11 protein-coding genes and 1 riboswitch are annotated in these 16,192 nt (G+C 74.0%); of the genes, 7 read left to right on the plus strand and 4 right to left on the minus strand.

The features are described from left to right. Positions 1 to 159 precede the first annotated feature (159 nt). Entirely contained in the window at positions 160 to 339 is a 180-nt protein-coding gene (locus ACWDLG_RS14990) for a hypothetical protein (RefSeq protein ID WP_354906287.1), read from the plus strand. On the opposite strand, the gene ACWDLG_RS14995 is transcribed toward ACWDLG_RS14990, so the two are convergent. The 3 genes from ACWDLG_RS14995 to ACWDLG_RS15005 are packed head-to-tail and all read right to left on the minus strand — an operon-like array spanning position 302 to position 6,239. Further along, positions 302 to 1,246: an ROK family protein gene (locus ACWDLG_RS14995; protein ID WP_354906286.1), complete on the minus strand. Its 945-nt coding sequence runs from the start codon at positions 1,244 to 1,246 to the stop codon at positions 302 to 304. The two genes, ACWDLG_RS14990 and ACWDLG_RS14995, sit on opposite strands and share 38 nt — an antisense overlap. Continuing rightward, positions 1,246 to 2,019: a DUF7158 domain-containing protein gene (locus tag ACWDLG_RS15000; RefSeq protein WP_449920015.1), complete on the minus strand. Its 774-nt coding sequence runs from the start codon at positions 2,017 to 2,019 to the stop codon at positions 1,246 to 1,248. The genes ACWDLG_RS14995 and ACWDLG_RS15000 overlap by 1 nt, the downstream gene beginning before the upstream one ends. After that, positions 2,016 to 6,239, minus strand: coding sequence for a glycoside hydrolase family 38 N-terminal domain-containing protein (locus ACWDLG_RS15005; protein ID WP_449920018.1), 4,224 nt, complete (start codon positions 6,237 to 6,239; stop codon positions 2,016 to 2,018). Before ACWDLG_RS15005 ends, ACWDLG_RS15000 begins: the two co-directional genes overlap by 4 nt. A gap of 250 nt (positions 6,240 to 6,489) precedes the next feature. Next, positions 6,490 to 6,619, plus strand: a riboswitch (cobalamin riboswitch). 97 nt (positions 6,620 to 6,716) lie between these two features. Between ACWDLG_RS15005 and ACWDLG_RS15010 the strand changes: the two genes are divergently transcribed. Genes ACWDLG_RS15010 through ACWDLG_RS15035 form a run of 6 tightly spaced genes read left to right on the plus strand, consistent with a single transcriptional unit; the run spans position 6,717 to position 12,621 of the window. After that, the gene (locus ACWDLG_RS15010) at positions 6,717 to 6,842 is read left to right on the plus strand and encodes a CbtB domain-containing protein (protein ID WP_354906281.1); all 126 of its coding nucleotides are present in this window, start codon (positions 6,717 to 6,719) and stop codon (positions 6,840 to 6,842) included. A 9-nt stretch (positions 6,843 to 6,851) separates the two neighbouring features. Continuing rightward, positions 6,852 to 7,787: a CbtA family protein gene (locus tag ACWDLG_RS15015; protein ID WP_449920020.1), complete on the plus strand. Its 936-nt coding sequence runs from the start codon at positions 6,852 to 6,854 to the stop codon at positions 7,785 to 7,787. A gap of 38 nt (positions 7,788 to 7,825) precedes the next feature. Beyond that, on the plus strand, positions 7,826 to 8,527 hold the full coding sequence (locus tag ACWDLG_RS15020) for a histidine phosphatase family protein (RefSeq protein ID WP_449920023.1): 702 nt from the start codon (positions 7,826 to 7,828) through the stop codon (positions 8,525 to 8,527). After that, positions 8,524 to 10,641, plus strand: coding sequence for a VWA domain-containing protein (locus ACWDLG_RS15025; protein ID WP_449920024.1), 2,118 nt, complete (start codon positions 8,524 to 8,526; stop codon positions 10,639 to 10,641). Before ACWDLG_RS15020 ends, ACWDLG_RS15025 begins: the two co-directional genes overlap by 4 nt. A gap of 1 nt (position 10,642) precedes the next feature. Then, a complete protein-coding gene (gene cobO / locus ACWDLG_RS15030; protein WP_354906275.1) occupies positions 10,643 to 11,245 on the plus strand; it encodes a cob(I)yrinic acid a,c-diamide adenosyltransferase in 603 nt (200 codons plus the stop codon). Positions 11,246 to 11,253: 8 nt separating this feature from the next. Continuing rightward, positions 11,254 to 12,621, plus strand: coding sequence for a cobyrinate a,c-diamide synthase (locus tag ACWDLG_RS15035; RefSeq protein ID WP_449920571.1), 1,368 nt, complete (start codon positions 11,254 to 11,256; stop codon positions 12,619 to 12,621). Here the strand turns inward: ACWDLG_RS15035 and cobN are convergent. After that, a complete protein-coding gene (gene cobN / locus ACWDLG_RS15040) occupies positions 12,576 to 16,178 on the minus strand; it encodes a cobaltochelatase subunit CobN (protein WP_449920026.1) in 3,603 nt (1,200 codons plus the stop codon). The genes ACWDLG_RS15035 and cobN overlap by 46 nt on opposite strands. Between the last annotated feature and the right edge of the window lie 14 nt (positions 16,179 to 16,192).

Consider the following 16,192-nt stretch of genomic DNA (forward strand, 5'->3'; position numbering starts at 1 on the left):
TCGGATCGGCATCCGAATCCTCTTCGCCTCCTTGCCGCGGAAAGGCGAAGGCGAATGGGAGAAGACAGTGGCGGCCGGGACAGGTTTGAACCGCGTCGACCATGCGTGGCCGCCGGTTATGGTGAGTCCTCTGTCTGGTTCTTTCCCCGGAGTCCGCATATGCCGATGCTCGACGTGATCCTGCAGGTGTTCGTGACGGTGAACGGGTTCGCCACGAGTCCGATCGTCCTGCTGGTGCTGGCCTTCATCGGCGCCTACCTCGGGGCGAAGGTCGTGGAGGTCATCCCCTACACGCGAAGGATCATCGAGCGTCGCGAGGCTCAGGCGGAACGGCGGTAGCCGGCGTCGCCGTCCAGGCCAGCTTGGCGGCCCCGGCCAGCGCGGCCCGCACACCCAGCCTGGACCGGCGGATCTCGACCCGCCGGACGAAGTCGAGTCCTGCCAGCTCGTCCATCGCGCGGCGGAGCGGGTCGAACAGGATCGGGCCCGCGTTGGCCACGCCGCCGCCGATGACCACATCCGTCACCTCGACCGCGGCGGCCGTGGAGACGATCATCGCGGCCAGCGCGCGGGCGCCCCGCTCGAACGCCGCCAGCGCCACGGGGTGACCCGCCGCGGCGTCCCCGGCCAGCAGCGCCCCGTCGGGAGCGGCCCCCTCCGGCGAGGGGGTCCAGCCGTTCTCGACGGCCCAGCGGACCAGGTTGGGCCCGCTGGCGTACCTCTCGACGCAGCCCCGGCTCCCGCACGCGCACGGCTCGCCGGCGGGGTCGACCGTCATGTGCCCGACGTGTCCGGCGTTCCCTGTGGGGCCGAGCAGCGGCGCGCCGTCGATGACCAGCCCTCCGCCGATGCCCGTCGAGACCACGATGCCGAGCATCGACGGGCTTCGGGCGCCGGTGCCGAGCCAGTGCTCGCCCAGCGCGAAGCACTGGGCGTCGCCCGCCAGCACGGTGGGCAGCCCGGTGAGCTCCCGCACCCGCTCGCGCAGCGGGAAGCCGCGCCAGGTGCCGATGTTGACGGGGCTGACCGTGCCGGTGGCCAGGTTCAGCGGGCCCGCGCAGCCGATCCCGACCGCGACGGGCGCCGGGCCCTCGGCCACGACCTCGCCGACGAGCAGGGCGAGCGCGCCGAAGACGTCCTCGCGCGGAGTGGGGCGGGTGGCCGAGCGCAGGACGGTTCCCGCGCGGTCGACGAGGGCCGCCGCGAGCTTGGTGCCGCCGATGTCGACGGCCAGTACGTGGGTCATCAGTGTTTGTGGTGGTTGTCGGGCTGGCGAGGGTCGCCAGGATGTTCGAGACCGGGGACGAGTTCCACCCGGGTGGCCCGCTGCTCGTCCAGCCAGCGGGCGAACGCGCGCCGCCCGGCGGCCTCGGCGAGCGGCGCGTCCCCGGAGCCGCTGCCGCTGTCGCTGCGGGCGCCCGGGTCGGTGACGGGCGCGGGCTCGGCGACGGCCACGTGCCAGCCCAGCGGGTCGCGGACCGGCCCGGCCTGCGTCCCGTACGGCAGGCGCCGCAACGCCTCGGCGATCGCGGAAGGCAGCGAGTCGAGACTGATCGCGCCGAGCCGTTCCAGGTCGCCGGGCGTGGCGGCGCGGGCGGCCGGCTCGTCGCCGAACAGGGCGTGCCGTACCAGGTGGAGGGGGGCGCGGGCGGCCGGAGGGGGAGCCGACCAGGCCGGCGGGACCTGCGCCGCGGCGGCCACGGCACGGTGGACGGCGCGCACCCACGGGCTGCCGTTGCAGGCGGCGGCGTTGATGGAGCCCAGCTCGACCGCGGCGAGGCGGTCGAGCGGCGGCCCTTCGAGCGGCGCCAGGCCCCTGGCCAGCGCCTCGCGCTCGCACAGGACCTCGGTCAGGACGACCTGCGTCACCCAGCGGGCCATCTGCCTGTCCTCGGAGCTGCCGGGCGTGGGCAGCGCGGCACTGAGCGGCCCCTCGCGCAGGTCGCGCAGGCGGACGTCGAGCAGCTCACGCGGGACGGGCTGCCCGTCGACCGTGCCGATCACGTGCGGGCGCGTCATCGTGCCACCTCCAGGCGGACGGCGGGCGCGTACTGGCACCTGCCGAACCACATGACCTTGGCCAGAGCCCATGAGCGCAGCTCCTGAGCGTCGGGCGGGACCGTGACAGGGAAGGCGACGTCCACCGTCTCGCCGGGAGCCACCTCGAAGCCCTGGACGACCTCGGGCAGCAGCTCCCACGTGCCCCACGGGGAGGCGAGCTGGGCCTCGCCGCGGATGGTCCCCGCGGTCGTGTTGGCCAGCCGCACGGTCAGGGCCGCCCGGTCGCCGGGACGCAGCGACAGCGAGCCGGTGACGGCGCGGACCGTCAGCCCGGTCGGCCGGCCCTCGGCGGCCGTGGTGCCCCGCGCCGCGACCCCGTCCTCGGGCACCGACTCGACCGGCGCGGGCAGCTCGGGGACCGGGCCGAGGGCGACGGTGACGGCGTCCTCGATCACCTGCTCGCCCACCTGGGTGCGGGCGGTCACGAAGTGGAGGCCGGAGCCCTGCGCCGGCGTGACGGTGAAGGTGAAGCGGGCATGACCGCCGGGCTCCAGGCGGAAGACCCGCCGGGACGGCTCGGCCGTCCAGCCGCCGGGCAGGTCCAGGGTCACGACGCCCTCGTGGGCCGCGTCCACCAGGTGGGAGGAGACGACGACGTCCACCTCGAACGGGCCCTCGGGGGTGACCAGGCCGGGGGAGACGGCCAGGCTCACGGGCAGGTAGCCGAGCGGCGCCGGGCCCTTGTTGTGCAGCCAGTACCGGCTGTAGACCGGCTGCGCCGGCTCAGCCGTCGTGCCGAGCTCCGCGCCCGCCTGGTCGAGCACCGCAGGGACGACGAACGTGGCCACCTCGGCGCCGGACAGCTCGAGCGGCGCGACGGGACCCTGCCCGGAGCCGGCCGACCGGTCGGAAGCGGCGTGGCCTGCCCCAGACGAGGTCGGCCGGTCGGGCGTGGCGTGGCTCTCTCCGGACGGGGTCGGCTGGTCGGGGGTTTCGAGCAGGTCGGAGGGGACCAGCGCGTCGAGCGGGAGCACCGGCGAGTGCAGGGCGGCGGTCGTGCCCAGGCCGGTCGACTCGGCCAGCCTGATCGTCACCCCGCCCCCGCCCCCGGCCCCGGCCCCGTTTCCGCCCCCGGCCCCGGACAGGCCGTGCGCGTGCGGGTTGCCGGTGGCCTTGACCGTGCTGAACAGCACCTCGCGCGGCGGGTCCACGCGCAGCAGCGAGTGCGGCGACGGCAGGTCGCCGCCCTGCGCGTCCAGGACGCGAGGCAGCAGCGGCGTGATGAACTCCTGTCCCGCCGCGGGCAGACCGAGCGCGCGCCAGTCGCCGTCACCGGCCGCCAGCGCGTAGGAGAACTCGTGCGTCCAGTGCTGCAGCTGGAACCCCGACCCGTCAGGCGTCGTACGGCGCGGCGGATCCAGCCACACGCCGGACGGCCAGCCCGTGCACGACCGCATCAACGACAGGTGCAGCGCGCCCGAGGGGTCGACGGCGAAGCCCGGCAGGCCGTAGGCGAGCAGCGCGACCGTCCTGTCCTCCAGCTCCTCGCGCCCCAGCGGGCACGACGCGTGGACGACCGCGCCGTCCAGCAGCGTGTCGGCGGGGTCGGCCACGATCAGCGCGGGCAGGGCCCGCACGTCGCGCAGGTCGGCGCTCGGCTGCCACACCTCGGCCAGCGGCTTCTCGGCCGGCACCCACACGCGCCGCTCGCCCGACTTGAGCGCGTCGAGGAAGGCCGGGTCGCTGCGCGACAGCAGCTCGGCGGCCAGCGGGTTGGTGTCGGGGCCGCCCAGGACGATGCGCACGTCGGGCAGGTTGGAGTCGACGTCCAGCCAGCCGTACCTGGAGCCCGAGGCTGACGAGACGGTCGCCGTCACGCCCACCCTGGCCAGCGCCACCACCAGGTCACGGGCGGTGGCCGCCGCCTCCTGGGAGGACACGACGATCTCCGCCACGCCGATGGCGCGGGCACCGGCGGGTCCGAGGTCGACGCGGGCGGTCGACGACAGGCCGAACCAGGTGTTGGCCGGGTTGTCCAGCGTCCACGGGTGCTCGGCGCTGTCCACGTCGGGCAGGGCGAAACCGCGCCCGACGACCGCGCCCGCCACGTCCGAGACCGGCAGCGCGCCGCGCACCTGAGCGGGGAAGCGGACCCTGAGCAGCCGGTCGGCGCCCGTGTGGTCGAGGACGCGGGTGGTGAACTCGACCCGCTCGTCCCTCAGCGTGACGACCTGCTCGTAGGTCAGGTCGCCGACCTCTCCTGAGACGACCAGGCGGGAGCCGAGCGGGCTGGTCTCCGCCCGCACGGTCGCGGCGGTCGCGCCCGAGGCGGTGGTCGCGCCCGTCGGCATGAGATGCCACGGGCCCTCGCCCATGTCCGGGTGCTGCGGGTACTCCTCGTAGAGCCGCAGCTCGTTGGCCAGACCGGTGAGCAGTTCGCGGCCGTCACGGGTGACGGAGGTCAGGCCGCCGCCCTGGGCCGGGTCGGCGGTGACACGCCAGCGGTTGCTCTCGACGGTGTGGCCCTCGACGGGCCGCCAGCCGTCCGCCTCGCCCTCGACCACCGGGTAGGACCGCCAGCCGAGCGCGGGCACGTCCTCGGCGAGGAAGACGTGCGTGCCGTCCTCGACGACCGAGGGGGCGTCCACCCGCAGCCCGGGCTCCAGCCGTACCCTGACCAGGCCGTCGCGGGCGAAGGAGAGCGTGTTGGTGACGACGACCGAGCGGCCGTCCACGGCCACCCGGCCCAGCAGCGCGTCGAGCGCGCGGTCGCGGGCGTCCGCCGCCAGGTCGTAGGCCTCCCGCCAGCCGGTGAGCAGGTCGATGTAGACCTGGTCGGACTCGGAGCCGGTGATCGCGTCGTGGTGGGCGCCGTAGGCCAGCTGACGCCACACCTTGTCCAGCGCCGTGTGCGGGTAGCGGCCCAGACCCAGCAGCGACGCGAAGGCGGCCAGCCGCTCGGCGTCGAGCGCGGCCACCTCGGCGGCGCGCTGGGCCTGCTTGGTGTCGATGTAGGAGACGTCCTTGCCGGTGTAGACGGGGTTCATGTCGCGCGTCTGCGGGCTGAACGTGCTGGTCTCCGCCCTGACCGCGGCGAAGAAGTCGCGCGGCACCGCGCAGACGAACCTCGGCCACACGTACCGCGCCGCCCACTCCCGGTGGATCTCCGTCACCCACTTGTTCGGCGGGGTGTAGTCGGTGCCGACGGGCAGCAGCACGTTCCTGGTGGCGGCCACCGGCTTCAGGCTCGCGAACAGCTCGTGAACCGCCGTCATCGCCTCCTCCAGCGTCGCCGAGGAGTCCATCCACCAGCCCGCCGAGTAGTGCGCGGGCATGTAGTGCGTCACGACGCCGAGCCCCGAGGGCGAGATCCACTCGAACTCGCTCGGGAACTGCATCAGCGTGGCGTCGTTCTTGGCCTGCTTGAAGTTCTTGCTGATCGGGCCCCACTGGTGGAAGGGGCCGCGCGCCCACGCGCTGCCGGTCAGCCCGGCGGCGGCGAGGTAGCCGGGGAACTGCGGGTCGTGGCCGAAGGCGTCGAGCTGCCATGCCGTAAGGGGCTCGCCGCCGAGGATGTCGCGCTGGTAGCCGATGCCGTACACGATGTTGCGGATCGTGGTCTCGGCGCCGGTCAGGTTGGTGTTGGGCTCGTTGTAGGTGCCGCCCATCAGCTCCACCCTGCCCTCGGCCATCAGGCGGCGCAGGTCGGCCCTGCGCTCGGGGTGGGTGTCGAAGAACGGCTTCAGGTAGTCGATCTCGGCCAGCACGAACTTGTAGTCGGGGTCGCGTGCCGCGAGCGCCAGATGCGCCTCCACCAGGGCGAACGCGTTGCGCTCCCACAGCGGCCTGGTGGTCGCGTCACCCGACAGCAGCTCCCACGGGCTGGTGTAGGCGGCCTGCGTGTTCCACCAGACGGGGTCGTAGTGGAAGTGCGACACCATGTGCATCGTCCAGCCCGGCTCCTCCACGGTCACCTGGGCGGCGAGCTCGTCGCCGGCCGAGGTGACCACACACGGCAGGACGGTCCCCGGCTCGGCGTTCACCTCCAGCGGGACCTCCACCACGACGGTCCCCTCGCCGGCGGGCACGACCGCGCGTCCCGCCACGCCGTCGCCGCGCACCTCCAAGTCGGCGTCGTGCTCACCCTGCTCGGCGGTGACCCGGAGGACCTGGTACGGCTGCGCCTCCGTCCCGACGAAGAGGTCGGTCGACTCGGCGGTCAACAGGCGAACGGGCACGGGGTCTCCCTCGGCGTTCTAGGGGGCGGTCGCCGTCACACTAGGTCCTATCAAGATCAATGGCAACGTTGTCATAGCCCGCGCCCGCTCTCCCCGGGAACGCTGATCCCGGCGTTTCCTGGAAGCGGACAGTCCGTGCCCCGCCTGCGCCGGGACAGTCCTTCGTGGCGCGCCGGAAACCCCGGACGTGGGCATCTACATCTCAGAAAGGGCCCGAACAGGATCGGGTGATGTTGACGAGACCCGGAGAAAGGGATACGTTCCGGTAGATTTCGCGGCGAATCAGGGGAAATCCGGTGAGATGCCGGTGCGGACGCGCCACTGTATCCGGGGCCCACAGCCCCGGGAGCCAGGTCACCTGACCGTCGCGACCTCAACCAGCGGGACGCGTCATCCCTGAGGAGGCTTCACATGAGTGGTCTGTCCACGTCCGTAACCGCAATTCCGCTTCACCGTCTCACGCGCTGGCTGCTGGCCGTGCCCGTTCTGATGCTGCTCGCGTACCTCGTCCTCATGGACAACGGCGCGATCTCGCAGACCGGCACGCTCCTGCACGAGCTCATGCACGACGGGCGTCACCTGCTCGGCGTGCCCTGCCACTGAGGCAGCGTCATGGTCAAGTCCCTGGTGGTCAGGGGCCTGCTCGTCGGGCTCCTGGCCGGACTCGTCGCGGGCGTGTTCGCCTTCTTCGTGGGGGAGCCGCGCGTCGACGCCGCGATCGCCCTGGAGGAGGCGGCCGCCGCCGTATCGGTTGACGGCGGCGACACCCCGTCCTCCCACCATTCCGACGGCGCCGGTCAGCCGTCCGCCCCGGCGGACGGCGCGGCTCAGCCGTCCGCTCCGGCTAATGCGGCTCAGCCGTCAGCCTCGACGGATGGTGCGGCTCAGCCGTCGGCCCCGGGGGACGCGGCTCGGCCGTCGGCCCCGGCAGGCGGCGGCGAGGAGGCGCACAGTCACGACGACGGCGCTTCGGCCGGCCACAGCCACGGCGAGGAGGCCGTGGTCAGCAGGCCGGTACAGAAGGTCGGTCTCTTCCTGGCCACCGGCCTGTACGGCCTGGCCGTCGGCGGCATCTTCGCCCTCGTCTTCGCCGCACTGCGCGGCAGGGTCGGCCCCAGGTCGGAGCCTGGCCTGGCGATCGTGACGGCAGCGTGCGCGTTCGGTGCCATCACCCTGGTCCCCTTCCTGAAATATCCCGCCAACCCACCCGCTGTCGGCGACCCCGAAACCATCAACGCCAGAACGCTGCTCTACGTCGTGATGGTCCTCGTCGGCCTCGCCTCCATCGCGATCGCCGTCGCCGCCACCCGCAGGGTCACCGTGCCAGGCGTCTGGGCGAAGGGCCTGGTGGGCGGGGTGACCTTCCTGATTCCCGTGATCGCCGCGTGGGTGCTACTCCCGCGCGTCGACGAGGTGCCGCCCGGCTTCCCCGCCTCGCTGCTGTGGGACTTCCGGCTGGCCTCCCTCGGCACCCAGGTGGTGTTCTGGGTGGCCTTCGGGGTGTTGTTCGCGGTGGCGGGCGAACGGGCGAAGGCGCGGGTCAGCTGACCAGGGTGCTGTTCGTACGGCATGCCTCGACACCGGGCATGCGTGGCGCGCGCTTCCCTACGGGGGAGGAACGCGCCGACGCGGCGAGCCTTGAAACGGCCCAGCGCCTGAGCCGAACCCTGGCCTCCGTCCTTCACCCCGGAACACCGTCATCTCCGGCACCGTCATCTCCTGGAACACCGTCATCTCCTGGAACACCGGGTTCCGGGGTGTTCGGGGAGGGTGGAACGGCGTTCGTCGCTCCGGGGCGGGCGGCTCGGGAGACGGCCGTGGCGCTCGGGTTGGCGCCCGTGGTCGTGCCCGAGCTGGCCGAACCGGATTACGGGAGCTGGCGCGGCCTGCCGTACGAGGAGGTCGTGAAGGCCGACCCGGAGTCCTTCGCCCGGTGGCTCGCCGACCCCGGCGCCGCGCCCCACGGTGGGGAGTCGCACGTCGAGGCGGCGGACAGGGTGGTCCGCTGGGTGGAGTCCCTTCGCGAGACCCCACCAGGCGAGCTCGCCCGCCCCGACGCCCCCTCACCGGAACCCGGCACCTCGGGGCGGTCGGGCCCGGGTTCGCGCGGGCGGGGGTGGGTGGTCGTGTGCGACGTGACGGTGGTGCGGGCGGTGCTGGGACATGCGCTCGGCGTCGGCCCTCTCGTCGCCGCGCGACTCGACATCGCCCCTCTTTCTCTCACGCAGGTGTCCGCCTCCCGCGAGGGCTGGCGGATCGGGTACGTCAACCGGAAGGCCACACCGTGACCGCCACCTATCCCTTCAGCGCCGTCGTCGGTCTGGACGATCTCAAGCTGGCGCTGGTGCTCAACGCCGTCTCCCCCCGCGTCGGCGGCGTGCTCGTCAGGGGGGAGAAGGGCACCGCGAAGTCCACGATCGTCAGGGCGCTGGCCGCGCAGTTGCCGCCGGTGGACGTGCTGGCCGCCTGCAGGTTCGCGTGCGACCCCGTCGCGCCCGACCCCGCGTGTCCCGACGGGCCGCACGAGCCGGGCGAGCAGGTGGTCACCAGGGCGGCCGCGCTGGTGGAGCTGCCGGTGGGCGCCTCGGAGGACCGTCTGGTGGGGTCGCTCGACCTGGAGCGGGCGCTGACGGAGGGCGTGAAGGCGTTCGAGCCCGGGCTGCTGGCCGCCGCGCACAGGGGCGTGCTGTACGTGGACGAGGTCAACCTGCTCCACGACCACCTCGTGGACCTGCTGCTGGACGCGGCCGCGCTCGGCACCTGCTACGTCGAGCGCGAGGCCGTCTCGGTACGGCACGCGGCCAGGTTCCTGCTGGTCGGCACCATGAACCCGGAGGAGGGCGAGCTGCGGCCCCAGCTGCTGGACCGGTTCGGGCTGACGGTGGAGGTGCGGGCGTCGCGGGACCCGTCGGAACGGGCCGAGGTCGTACGGCGGCGCATGGCGCACGACGCGGATCCGCAGGGCTTCGCGGCACGCTGGACGGCCCAGGAGGCGGAGCTGGCGGCCGGCATCGCGGCGGCCAGGGAACGTCTGGCGGCGGTGGAGCTGCCGGACGCGCGGTTGCGGCAGATCGCGGAGGTGTGCGCGGCCTTCGAGGTGGACGGCCTGCGCGCCGACCTCGTCACGGCGAACGCCGCCGTCGCGCATGCCGCGTGGCGGGGCTCGCGGGTGGTGACGACCGAGGACGTGCGGGTGGCGGCCCGGCTGTCGCTGCCGCACCGGCGGCGCCGCGACCCGTTCGACGCGCCGGGGCTGGACGAGCGGCTCCTGGAGGAGCTGCTGGCCAGGACCTCGCAGGACGAGCGCCCCGACGACGACCCCGACCCCGACCCTGACACCGGCTCAGACCCGGACACCGCCCCCGAAGGCCCCGACGGCGCCGACGGGTCTGACGGCCCCTCGGGTGGGGGCGGCACGGAGGACGGCGGTCGACCGCCGTCCGACGCTCCGGCCGCCCGCGCCGAGAACCGGCAGGACCAGGACGGACATGGCAAGGACGGGCGAGAGGCCGGCGAGGCGGCGAGCGGAAACGGCGCCGCCCGGACCCCGCAGCACGACCGCGACAGCGCCCCCACCGGCCAGGACGCGTCCGTGGACGGGGAGGGCCTGGTCCAGGTGGCCGGGGTGGCGGCGCCGTACCGGGTGCCGTGGCTGACGGTGGAGGGCCTCGGCGACGGCGCGTCCGGCAGGCGGTCGCGGGCCCGCACCCCGCACGGCCGTACCACCGGCTCCCGGGTTCCCGAGGGGCACCTGCGCTCGGTGCACCTCACCGCGACGCTCGTCGCCGCCGCGCCGTACCAGAAGGAGCGCGGGCGCACCGCGCCCGGCCTGCTCATCCGCGCAGGGGATCTGCGCGAGGCGGTGAAGGAGGGCAGGGAGGGCAACCTGGTGCTGTTCGTCGTCGACGCCAGCGGTTCGATGGCCGCGCGCAAGCGGATGACCGCCGTGAAGACGGCCGTGCTCAGCCTCCTGCTCGACGCCTACCAGCGGCGCGACAAGGTCGGCATGGTGACGTTCAGGGGGAACGCCGCCGAGGTGGCGCTGCCGCCGACCTCGTCGGTGGAGGCGGGCGCGGCACGGCTGCGCGCGCTGCCGACCGGTGGGCGCACCCCGCTGGCGGCGGGCCTGGCCCGCGCCGCCGACGTGCTGCGCGTGGAGCGCATGCGCGACCCGGACCGCAGGCCGCTGCTGGTGGTGGTGACCGACGGCCGCGCCACCGCCGGCGGCGACGTGGACCGCGCGGCCGCCCTGCTCAGCGGTACGGCGAGCGTGGTCGTCGACTGCGAGTCCGGCCCCGTACGGCTCGGCCTGGCCGGACGCCTGGCGACCAGGCTGCGCGCCCGCCTCATCCCGCTCGACGGGATGGACGACCTCATCCGCGACTACAGAAAGGCGGGCTGAGATGCCGCAGGGCAAGCCCGAGGTCGTCCCCGACGACGGCCTCACCACCAGGCAGCGCAGGAACCGGCCGCTGCTGATCGTGCACACCGGCCCCGGCAAGGGCAAGTCCACGGCCGCGTTCGGGATGGCGTTGCGGGCGTGGAACCAGGGCTGGCCGATCGGCGTGTTCCAGTTCGTGAAGTCGGCCAAGTGGCGTATCGGCGAGGAGCGGGCGCTGCGCGTCCTGGGCGACTCGGCCGAGGGCGGGCCGGTGAGCTGGCACAAGATGGGTGAGGGCTGGTCGTGGATCCAGCGCCCCGGCACGGAGGAGGACCACGCCGCCGACGCCCGCGAGGGCTGGGAGCAGATCAAGCGCGACCTGGCGGCGGAGACCTACCGGTTCTACGTGCTCGACGAGTTCACCTACCCGCTCAAGTGGGGCTGGCTCGACCTGGACGACGTGGTGGAGACGCTCGCCGGCCGTACGGGGAGCCAGCATGTCGTGATCACCGGCAGGGACGCGCCGGAGAAGCTGCTGGCCGCCGCCGATCTGGTGACGGAGATGGGCAAGGTCAAGCACCCCATGGACGCCGGGCAGAAGGGCCAGAAGGGCATCGAGTGGTAGTCCCGCGCCTGGTGATCGCCGCGCCCGCCTCGGGGAGCGGTAAGACGACCGTGGCGACGGGGCTCATGGCGGCGCTGCGGGCGCGCGGGCTGCGCGTCTCGCCGCACAAGGTCGGCCCCGACTACATCGACCCCGGCTACCACGCGCTGGCGACGGGGCGGCCCGGACGCAACCTGGACCCGTGGCTGACCAGCGAGGACCTGGTGGCGCCGCTGTTCCTGCACGGCGCGTCCGGCGCGGACGTCGCCGTGGTCGAGGGCGTCATGGGCCTGTTCGACGGCAGGGCGGACACCGACGTCGCCTCGACCGCGCACGTCGCCAGGCTGCTGGAGGCCCCCGTCGTGCTCGTCGTGGACGCGGCGCGGCAGAGCAGGTCGGTCGCCGCGGTGGTGCACGGGTTCGCCACCTTCGACCCGCGGGTGCGGGTGGGCGGGGTGGTACTCAACCGGGTGGGCTCCGACCGCCACGAGGAGCTGTGCAGGTCGGCGCTGGCGGCGGCGGGGGTTCCGGTGCTCGGCGCGATCAGGCGGGACGACGCGGTCTCGACGCCCTCGCGCCACCTGGGCCTGATCCCGGCCGCCGAGCGGGAGAGCGAGGCGGTGGCCGCCGTGGAGCGGCTGGGCTCGCTGGTGGCCCGCTCGTGCGACCTGGAGGCCTTGGTACGGCTGGCGCGCACGGCTCCCGCGCTGCGCGCGCGGCCGTGGAGCCCGGCCGCGGCCCTCCGGGTGGCGGCCACCGAGGAGACCCGGCGCGAGGGGCCGGCGGTGAGCTCAGGGGGTGGGCGCCGGCCGGTGGTGGCGACGGCCGGGGGAGCGGCGTTCACCTTCGGGTACGCCGAGCACGCCGAACTGCTGCGGGCGGCCGGAGCCGACGTGGTCACCTTCGACCCGCTGCGCGACCGGGCGCTCCCCGAGGGCACCGCGGCCGTCGTGATCGGCGGCGGCTTCCCTGAGATGTACGCGGCCGACCTGGCCGCCAACGAGCCGCTGAAGCGGGAGATCGCCGCGTTCCGGGGCCCGATCGCGGCCGAGTGCGCGGGCCTGCTGTACCTGTGCGAGAGCCTCGACAACCACCCCATGTGCGGAAAAATCGCGGCGAAGGCGGAAATGACGCCTCGGCTGACGCTCGGCTACCGCGACGCCACCGCCACCCGCGACTCCCTGCTCACCCGCGCGGGCGAGCGCTACCGGGGCCACGAGTTCCACCGGACGGCCGTGACCGCCGCCGGAGAGCCCCTGTTCCGGTGGGAAGGCGGCGGAGACGGTCACGGGGATGCCCTGGTGACCGCCTCCTACCTGCACCTGCACTGGGCGGGCCGGCCGCTGTCGGCTCAGCGCCTGGTGTCGTCCTCCAGATCGCCCTCCGCCTTGAGATAGGCCTCCCGCAGCTCTCGCAGCACGTCGGGATCCGGGTGCTCCCACATCCCCCGCTCGGCCGCCTCCAGCAGCCGCTCGGCGATGCCGTGCAGCGCCCACGGGTTCGACTTCTCCATGAACTCCCTGTTCACGGGATCGAGCACGTAGGTCTGCGTGAGCTTGTCGTACATCCAGTCGGCGACCACGCCGGTCGTGGCGTCGTAGCCGAACAGGTAGTCCACGGTCGCGGCCAGCTCGAAGGCGCCCTTGTAGCCGTGCCGCCGCATCGCGGCCAGCCAGTTGGGGTTCACCACGCGGGCCCGGAAGATCCGCGAGGTCTCCTCCGACAGCGTGCGCGTGCGCACGGCGTCCGGGCGGGTGCTGTCGCCCACGTACGCGGCGGGCGCGCGGCCCGTGAGCGCCCGTACGGTGGCCACCATGCCGCCGTGGTACTGGAAGTAGTCGTCGGAGTCGGCGATGTCGTGCTCGCGGGTGTCGATGTTCTTCGCCGCGACCGCGATCCGCCGGTAGGCGCTCTCCATGTCCTGGCGGGCCGGCACGCCGTCCAGGTCGCGGCCGTAGGCGAAACCGCCCCACACCGCGTAGACCTCGGCCAGGTCGGCGTCGTCCCGCCAGTTGCGGCTGTCGATCAGCGGCAGCAGGCCCGCGCCGTACGCGCCCGGCCGGGAGCCGAAGACCCGCATCGTGGCCCTGCGCTCGTCGCCGTGCGTCTCGAGGTCGGCGGCGACGTGGGCGCGGACGTAGTTGTCGTCGGCGGGCTCGTCCAGGGCGGCGATCATGCGCACGGCGTCGTCCAGCATGGCCACGACATGCGGGAAGGCGTCGCGGAAGAAGCCGCTGATGCGAACCGTGACGTCGATGCGCGGCCTGCCGAGCTCGTCGAGCGGGACCGCCTCCAGGCGGGTGACCCGCCGGGAGGCGTCGTCCCACACCGGGCGGGCGCCCAGCAGCGCGAGGACCTCGGCGACGTCGTCCCCCGCCGTTCGCATGGCGCTGGTCCCCCACACCGACAGTCCCACCGAGCGCGGCCACTCGCCGGTGTCGGCGCGGTAGCGGGCCAGGAGCGAGTCGGCCATCGCCTGGCCGGTCTCCCACGCCAGCTTGCTGGGGACGGCGCGCGGGTCGACCGAGTAGAAGTTCCTGCCGGTGGGCAGCACGTTGATCAGGCCGCGCAGCGGGGAGCCGCTGGGGCCCGCGGGGACGTAGCCGCCGTCGAGCGCGTGCAGGAGGTGGTCGAGCTCGTCACCGGTCCTGGCCAGCCTGGGCACGACCTCGGCGGCGGCGAACTCCAGGATCCGGACGACCAGGTCCCGCCGCGCGCCGGAGGGGGCGAGGACCGCGTCGGTCACCTCGCGGGCCGCCGCCACCTCCCAGCCGCGCGCCTCCATGCCCTCCACCAGCGCCCTGGCCGTCGACTCGGCCGCGTCCACGCTCGCCAGGCCCGCCGTACCGTCCTCGGCCAGCCCCAGAGCCTCCCGCAGGCCGGGCAGCGTCTCGGCGCCCGCCCACATCTGCCGGGCCCGCAGCATCGCCAACACCAGGTCGACCCGCACCGACCCCTCGGGCGCCGCCCCCAGCACGTGCAGCCCGTCGCGGATCTGCACGTCCTTGACCTCGCACAGCCAGCCGTCCACGTGCAGCAGGAAGTCGTCGAACTCCGTGTCGTGCGGCCGGTCGGCCAGACCGAGGTCGTGGTCGAGCCGTGCCGCCTGGATGAGCGTCCAGATCTGCGCCCTGATCGCGGGCAGCTTGGCCGGGTCCATCGCGGCGATCGAGGCGTGCTCGTCCAGCAGCTGCTCCAGGCGGGCGATGTCGCCGTAGGTGTCGGCGCGGGCCATCGGCGGCACCATGTGGTCCACCAGGACGGCGTGCGCCCGCCGCTTGGCCTGTGTCCCCTCGCCCGGGTCGTTGACCAGGAACGGGTAGACCAGCGGCAGGTCGCCCAGCGCCGCGTCGGGCCCGCACGCGGCCGACATGCCCGCCGACTTGCCGGGCAGCCACTCCAGGTTGCCGTGCTTGCCGACGTGCACGATCGCGTGCGCGCCGAACTCCGCCGACAGCCACCGGTAGGCCGCCAGGTAGTGGTGGCTGGGCGGCAGGTCCGGATCGTGGTAGATCGCGATCGGGTTCTCGCCGAAGCCGCGCGGCGGCTGCACCATCACCACGACGTTGCCCGCCCGCAGTGCGGCGAACACGATGTCGCCCTCGTGCACGAACAGCTCGCCGGGCGGCGGCCCCCAGTGCCGCTCCATCGCCTCGCGCAGCTCGGCGGGGAGCGTGCCGTACCAGGAGGTGTAGGTGGCGGCGGGCACGCGCACCGGGTTGGCCGCGAGCTGCTCCTCCGTCAGCCACTCCTGGTCCTGGCCGCCGGCCGCGATGAGCGCGTGGATCAGCGCGTCGCCGTCGCCCTCGGCGACGCCGGGCAGACCCTCGCCCAGGTCGTAGCCCTCGCCGGCCAGCCTGGCCAGCAGTTTCACGGTGCTCGCGGGGGTGTCGAGGCCGACCGCGTTGCCGACGCGCGCGTGCTTGGTCGGGTAGGCCGACAGCATCACCACGAGCTTCTTCTCGGCGTTCGGGACGTGCCTGAGCCGGGCGTGCCGTACGGCGATGCCGGCGACGCGGGCCGCGCGCTCGGGATCGGCCGCGTAGACGGTCAGCCCGTCCGCGTCCACCTCCTTGAACGAGAACGGCACCGTGATGATCCGGCCGTCGAACTCGGGGATCGCCACCTGCGACGCCGCGTCCAGCGGTGACAGGCCGTCGTCGTTCTCCTCCCACGCCTGCCTGCTCGTGGTCAGGCACAGCCCTTGCAGGATCGGCACGTCCAGCTCGCCCAGCGCGCCCACGTCCCACGCCGCGTCGTCGCCGCCGGCTCCGGCCGTCGCGGGCCGCGTGCCTCCGGCGGCCAGGACGGTCACCACGAGCGCGTCGGCGGTCCGCAGCGTGTCGAGCAGGCCGGGCTCCGCCGTACGGAGCGAGGAGCAGAAGACCGGCAGCGCGCGGCCGCCCGCGGCCTCGATCGCGTCGCAGAGCGTCCGCACGAAGGCCGTGTTGCCCGCCATGTGGTGCGCGCGGTAGTAGAGCACGCCCACGACGGGCCCCTCGGCGGCGGAACGCTCCCTCTCGAGCAGCCCCCAGGCCGGGGCCGGTTCGGGCGCCGCGAACCCGTTGCCGGTCAGCAGCACCGTGTCGGACAGGAAGGCGTGCAGCTCGGCGAGGTTGGCCGGGCCGCCGTGGGCGAGATAGGCATGCGCCTCGGCGCAGACGCCGCCGCTGACCGTCGACAGCTCCATGAGCTCGGCGTCGGGCGCCTGCTCGCCGCCCAGCACCACCACGGGCCGTGGTCCCGCGAGCAGCCGGTCGAGCCCCTCCTCCCAGGCCCTGCGCCCGCCGAGGAGCCGCACCACGACCAGGTCCGTGCCCTCGACCAGCGCGGGCAGGTCGTCGACCGCCAGCCGGGCGGGGTTTCCGAGGCGGTACGGCGCGCCGCTCGCCCTCGCGCTCAGCAGGTCGGTGTCGGAGGTGGACAGCAGCAGGACGGCCGTGCTCTCGGGCACAGGAACTCCTCCCT

The sequence above is a fragment of the Nonomuraea sp. NPDC003727 genome (genome assembly GCF_053586935.1).

Coding starts and splice junctions, on each gene's coding strand:
- ACWDLG_RS14990 (WP_354906287.1), top strand. CDS start 160: ATGCCGATGCTCGACGTGATCCTGCAGGTGTTCGTGACGGTGAACGGG.
- ACWDLG_RS14995 (WP_354906286.1), bottom strand. CDS start 1,246: ATGACCCACGTACTGGCCGTCGACATCGGCGGCACCAAGCTCGCGGCG.
- cobO (WP_354906275.1), top strand. CDS start 10,643: ATGCCGCAGGGCAAGCCCGAGGTCGTCCCCGACGACGGCCTCACCACC.
- ACWDLG_RS15000 (WP_449920015.1), bottom strand. CDS start 2,019: ATGACGCGCCCGCACGTGATCGGCACGGTCGACGGGCAGCCCGTCCCG.
- ACWDLG_RS15020 (WP_449920023.1), top strand. CDS start 7,826: ATGCGTGGCGCGCGCTTCCCTACGGGGGAGGAACGCGCCGACGCGGCG.
- ACWDLG_RS15015 (WP_449920020.1), top strand. CDS start 6,852: ATGGTCAAGTCCCTGGTGGTCAGGGGCCTGCTCGTCGGGCTCCTGGCC.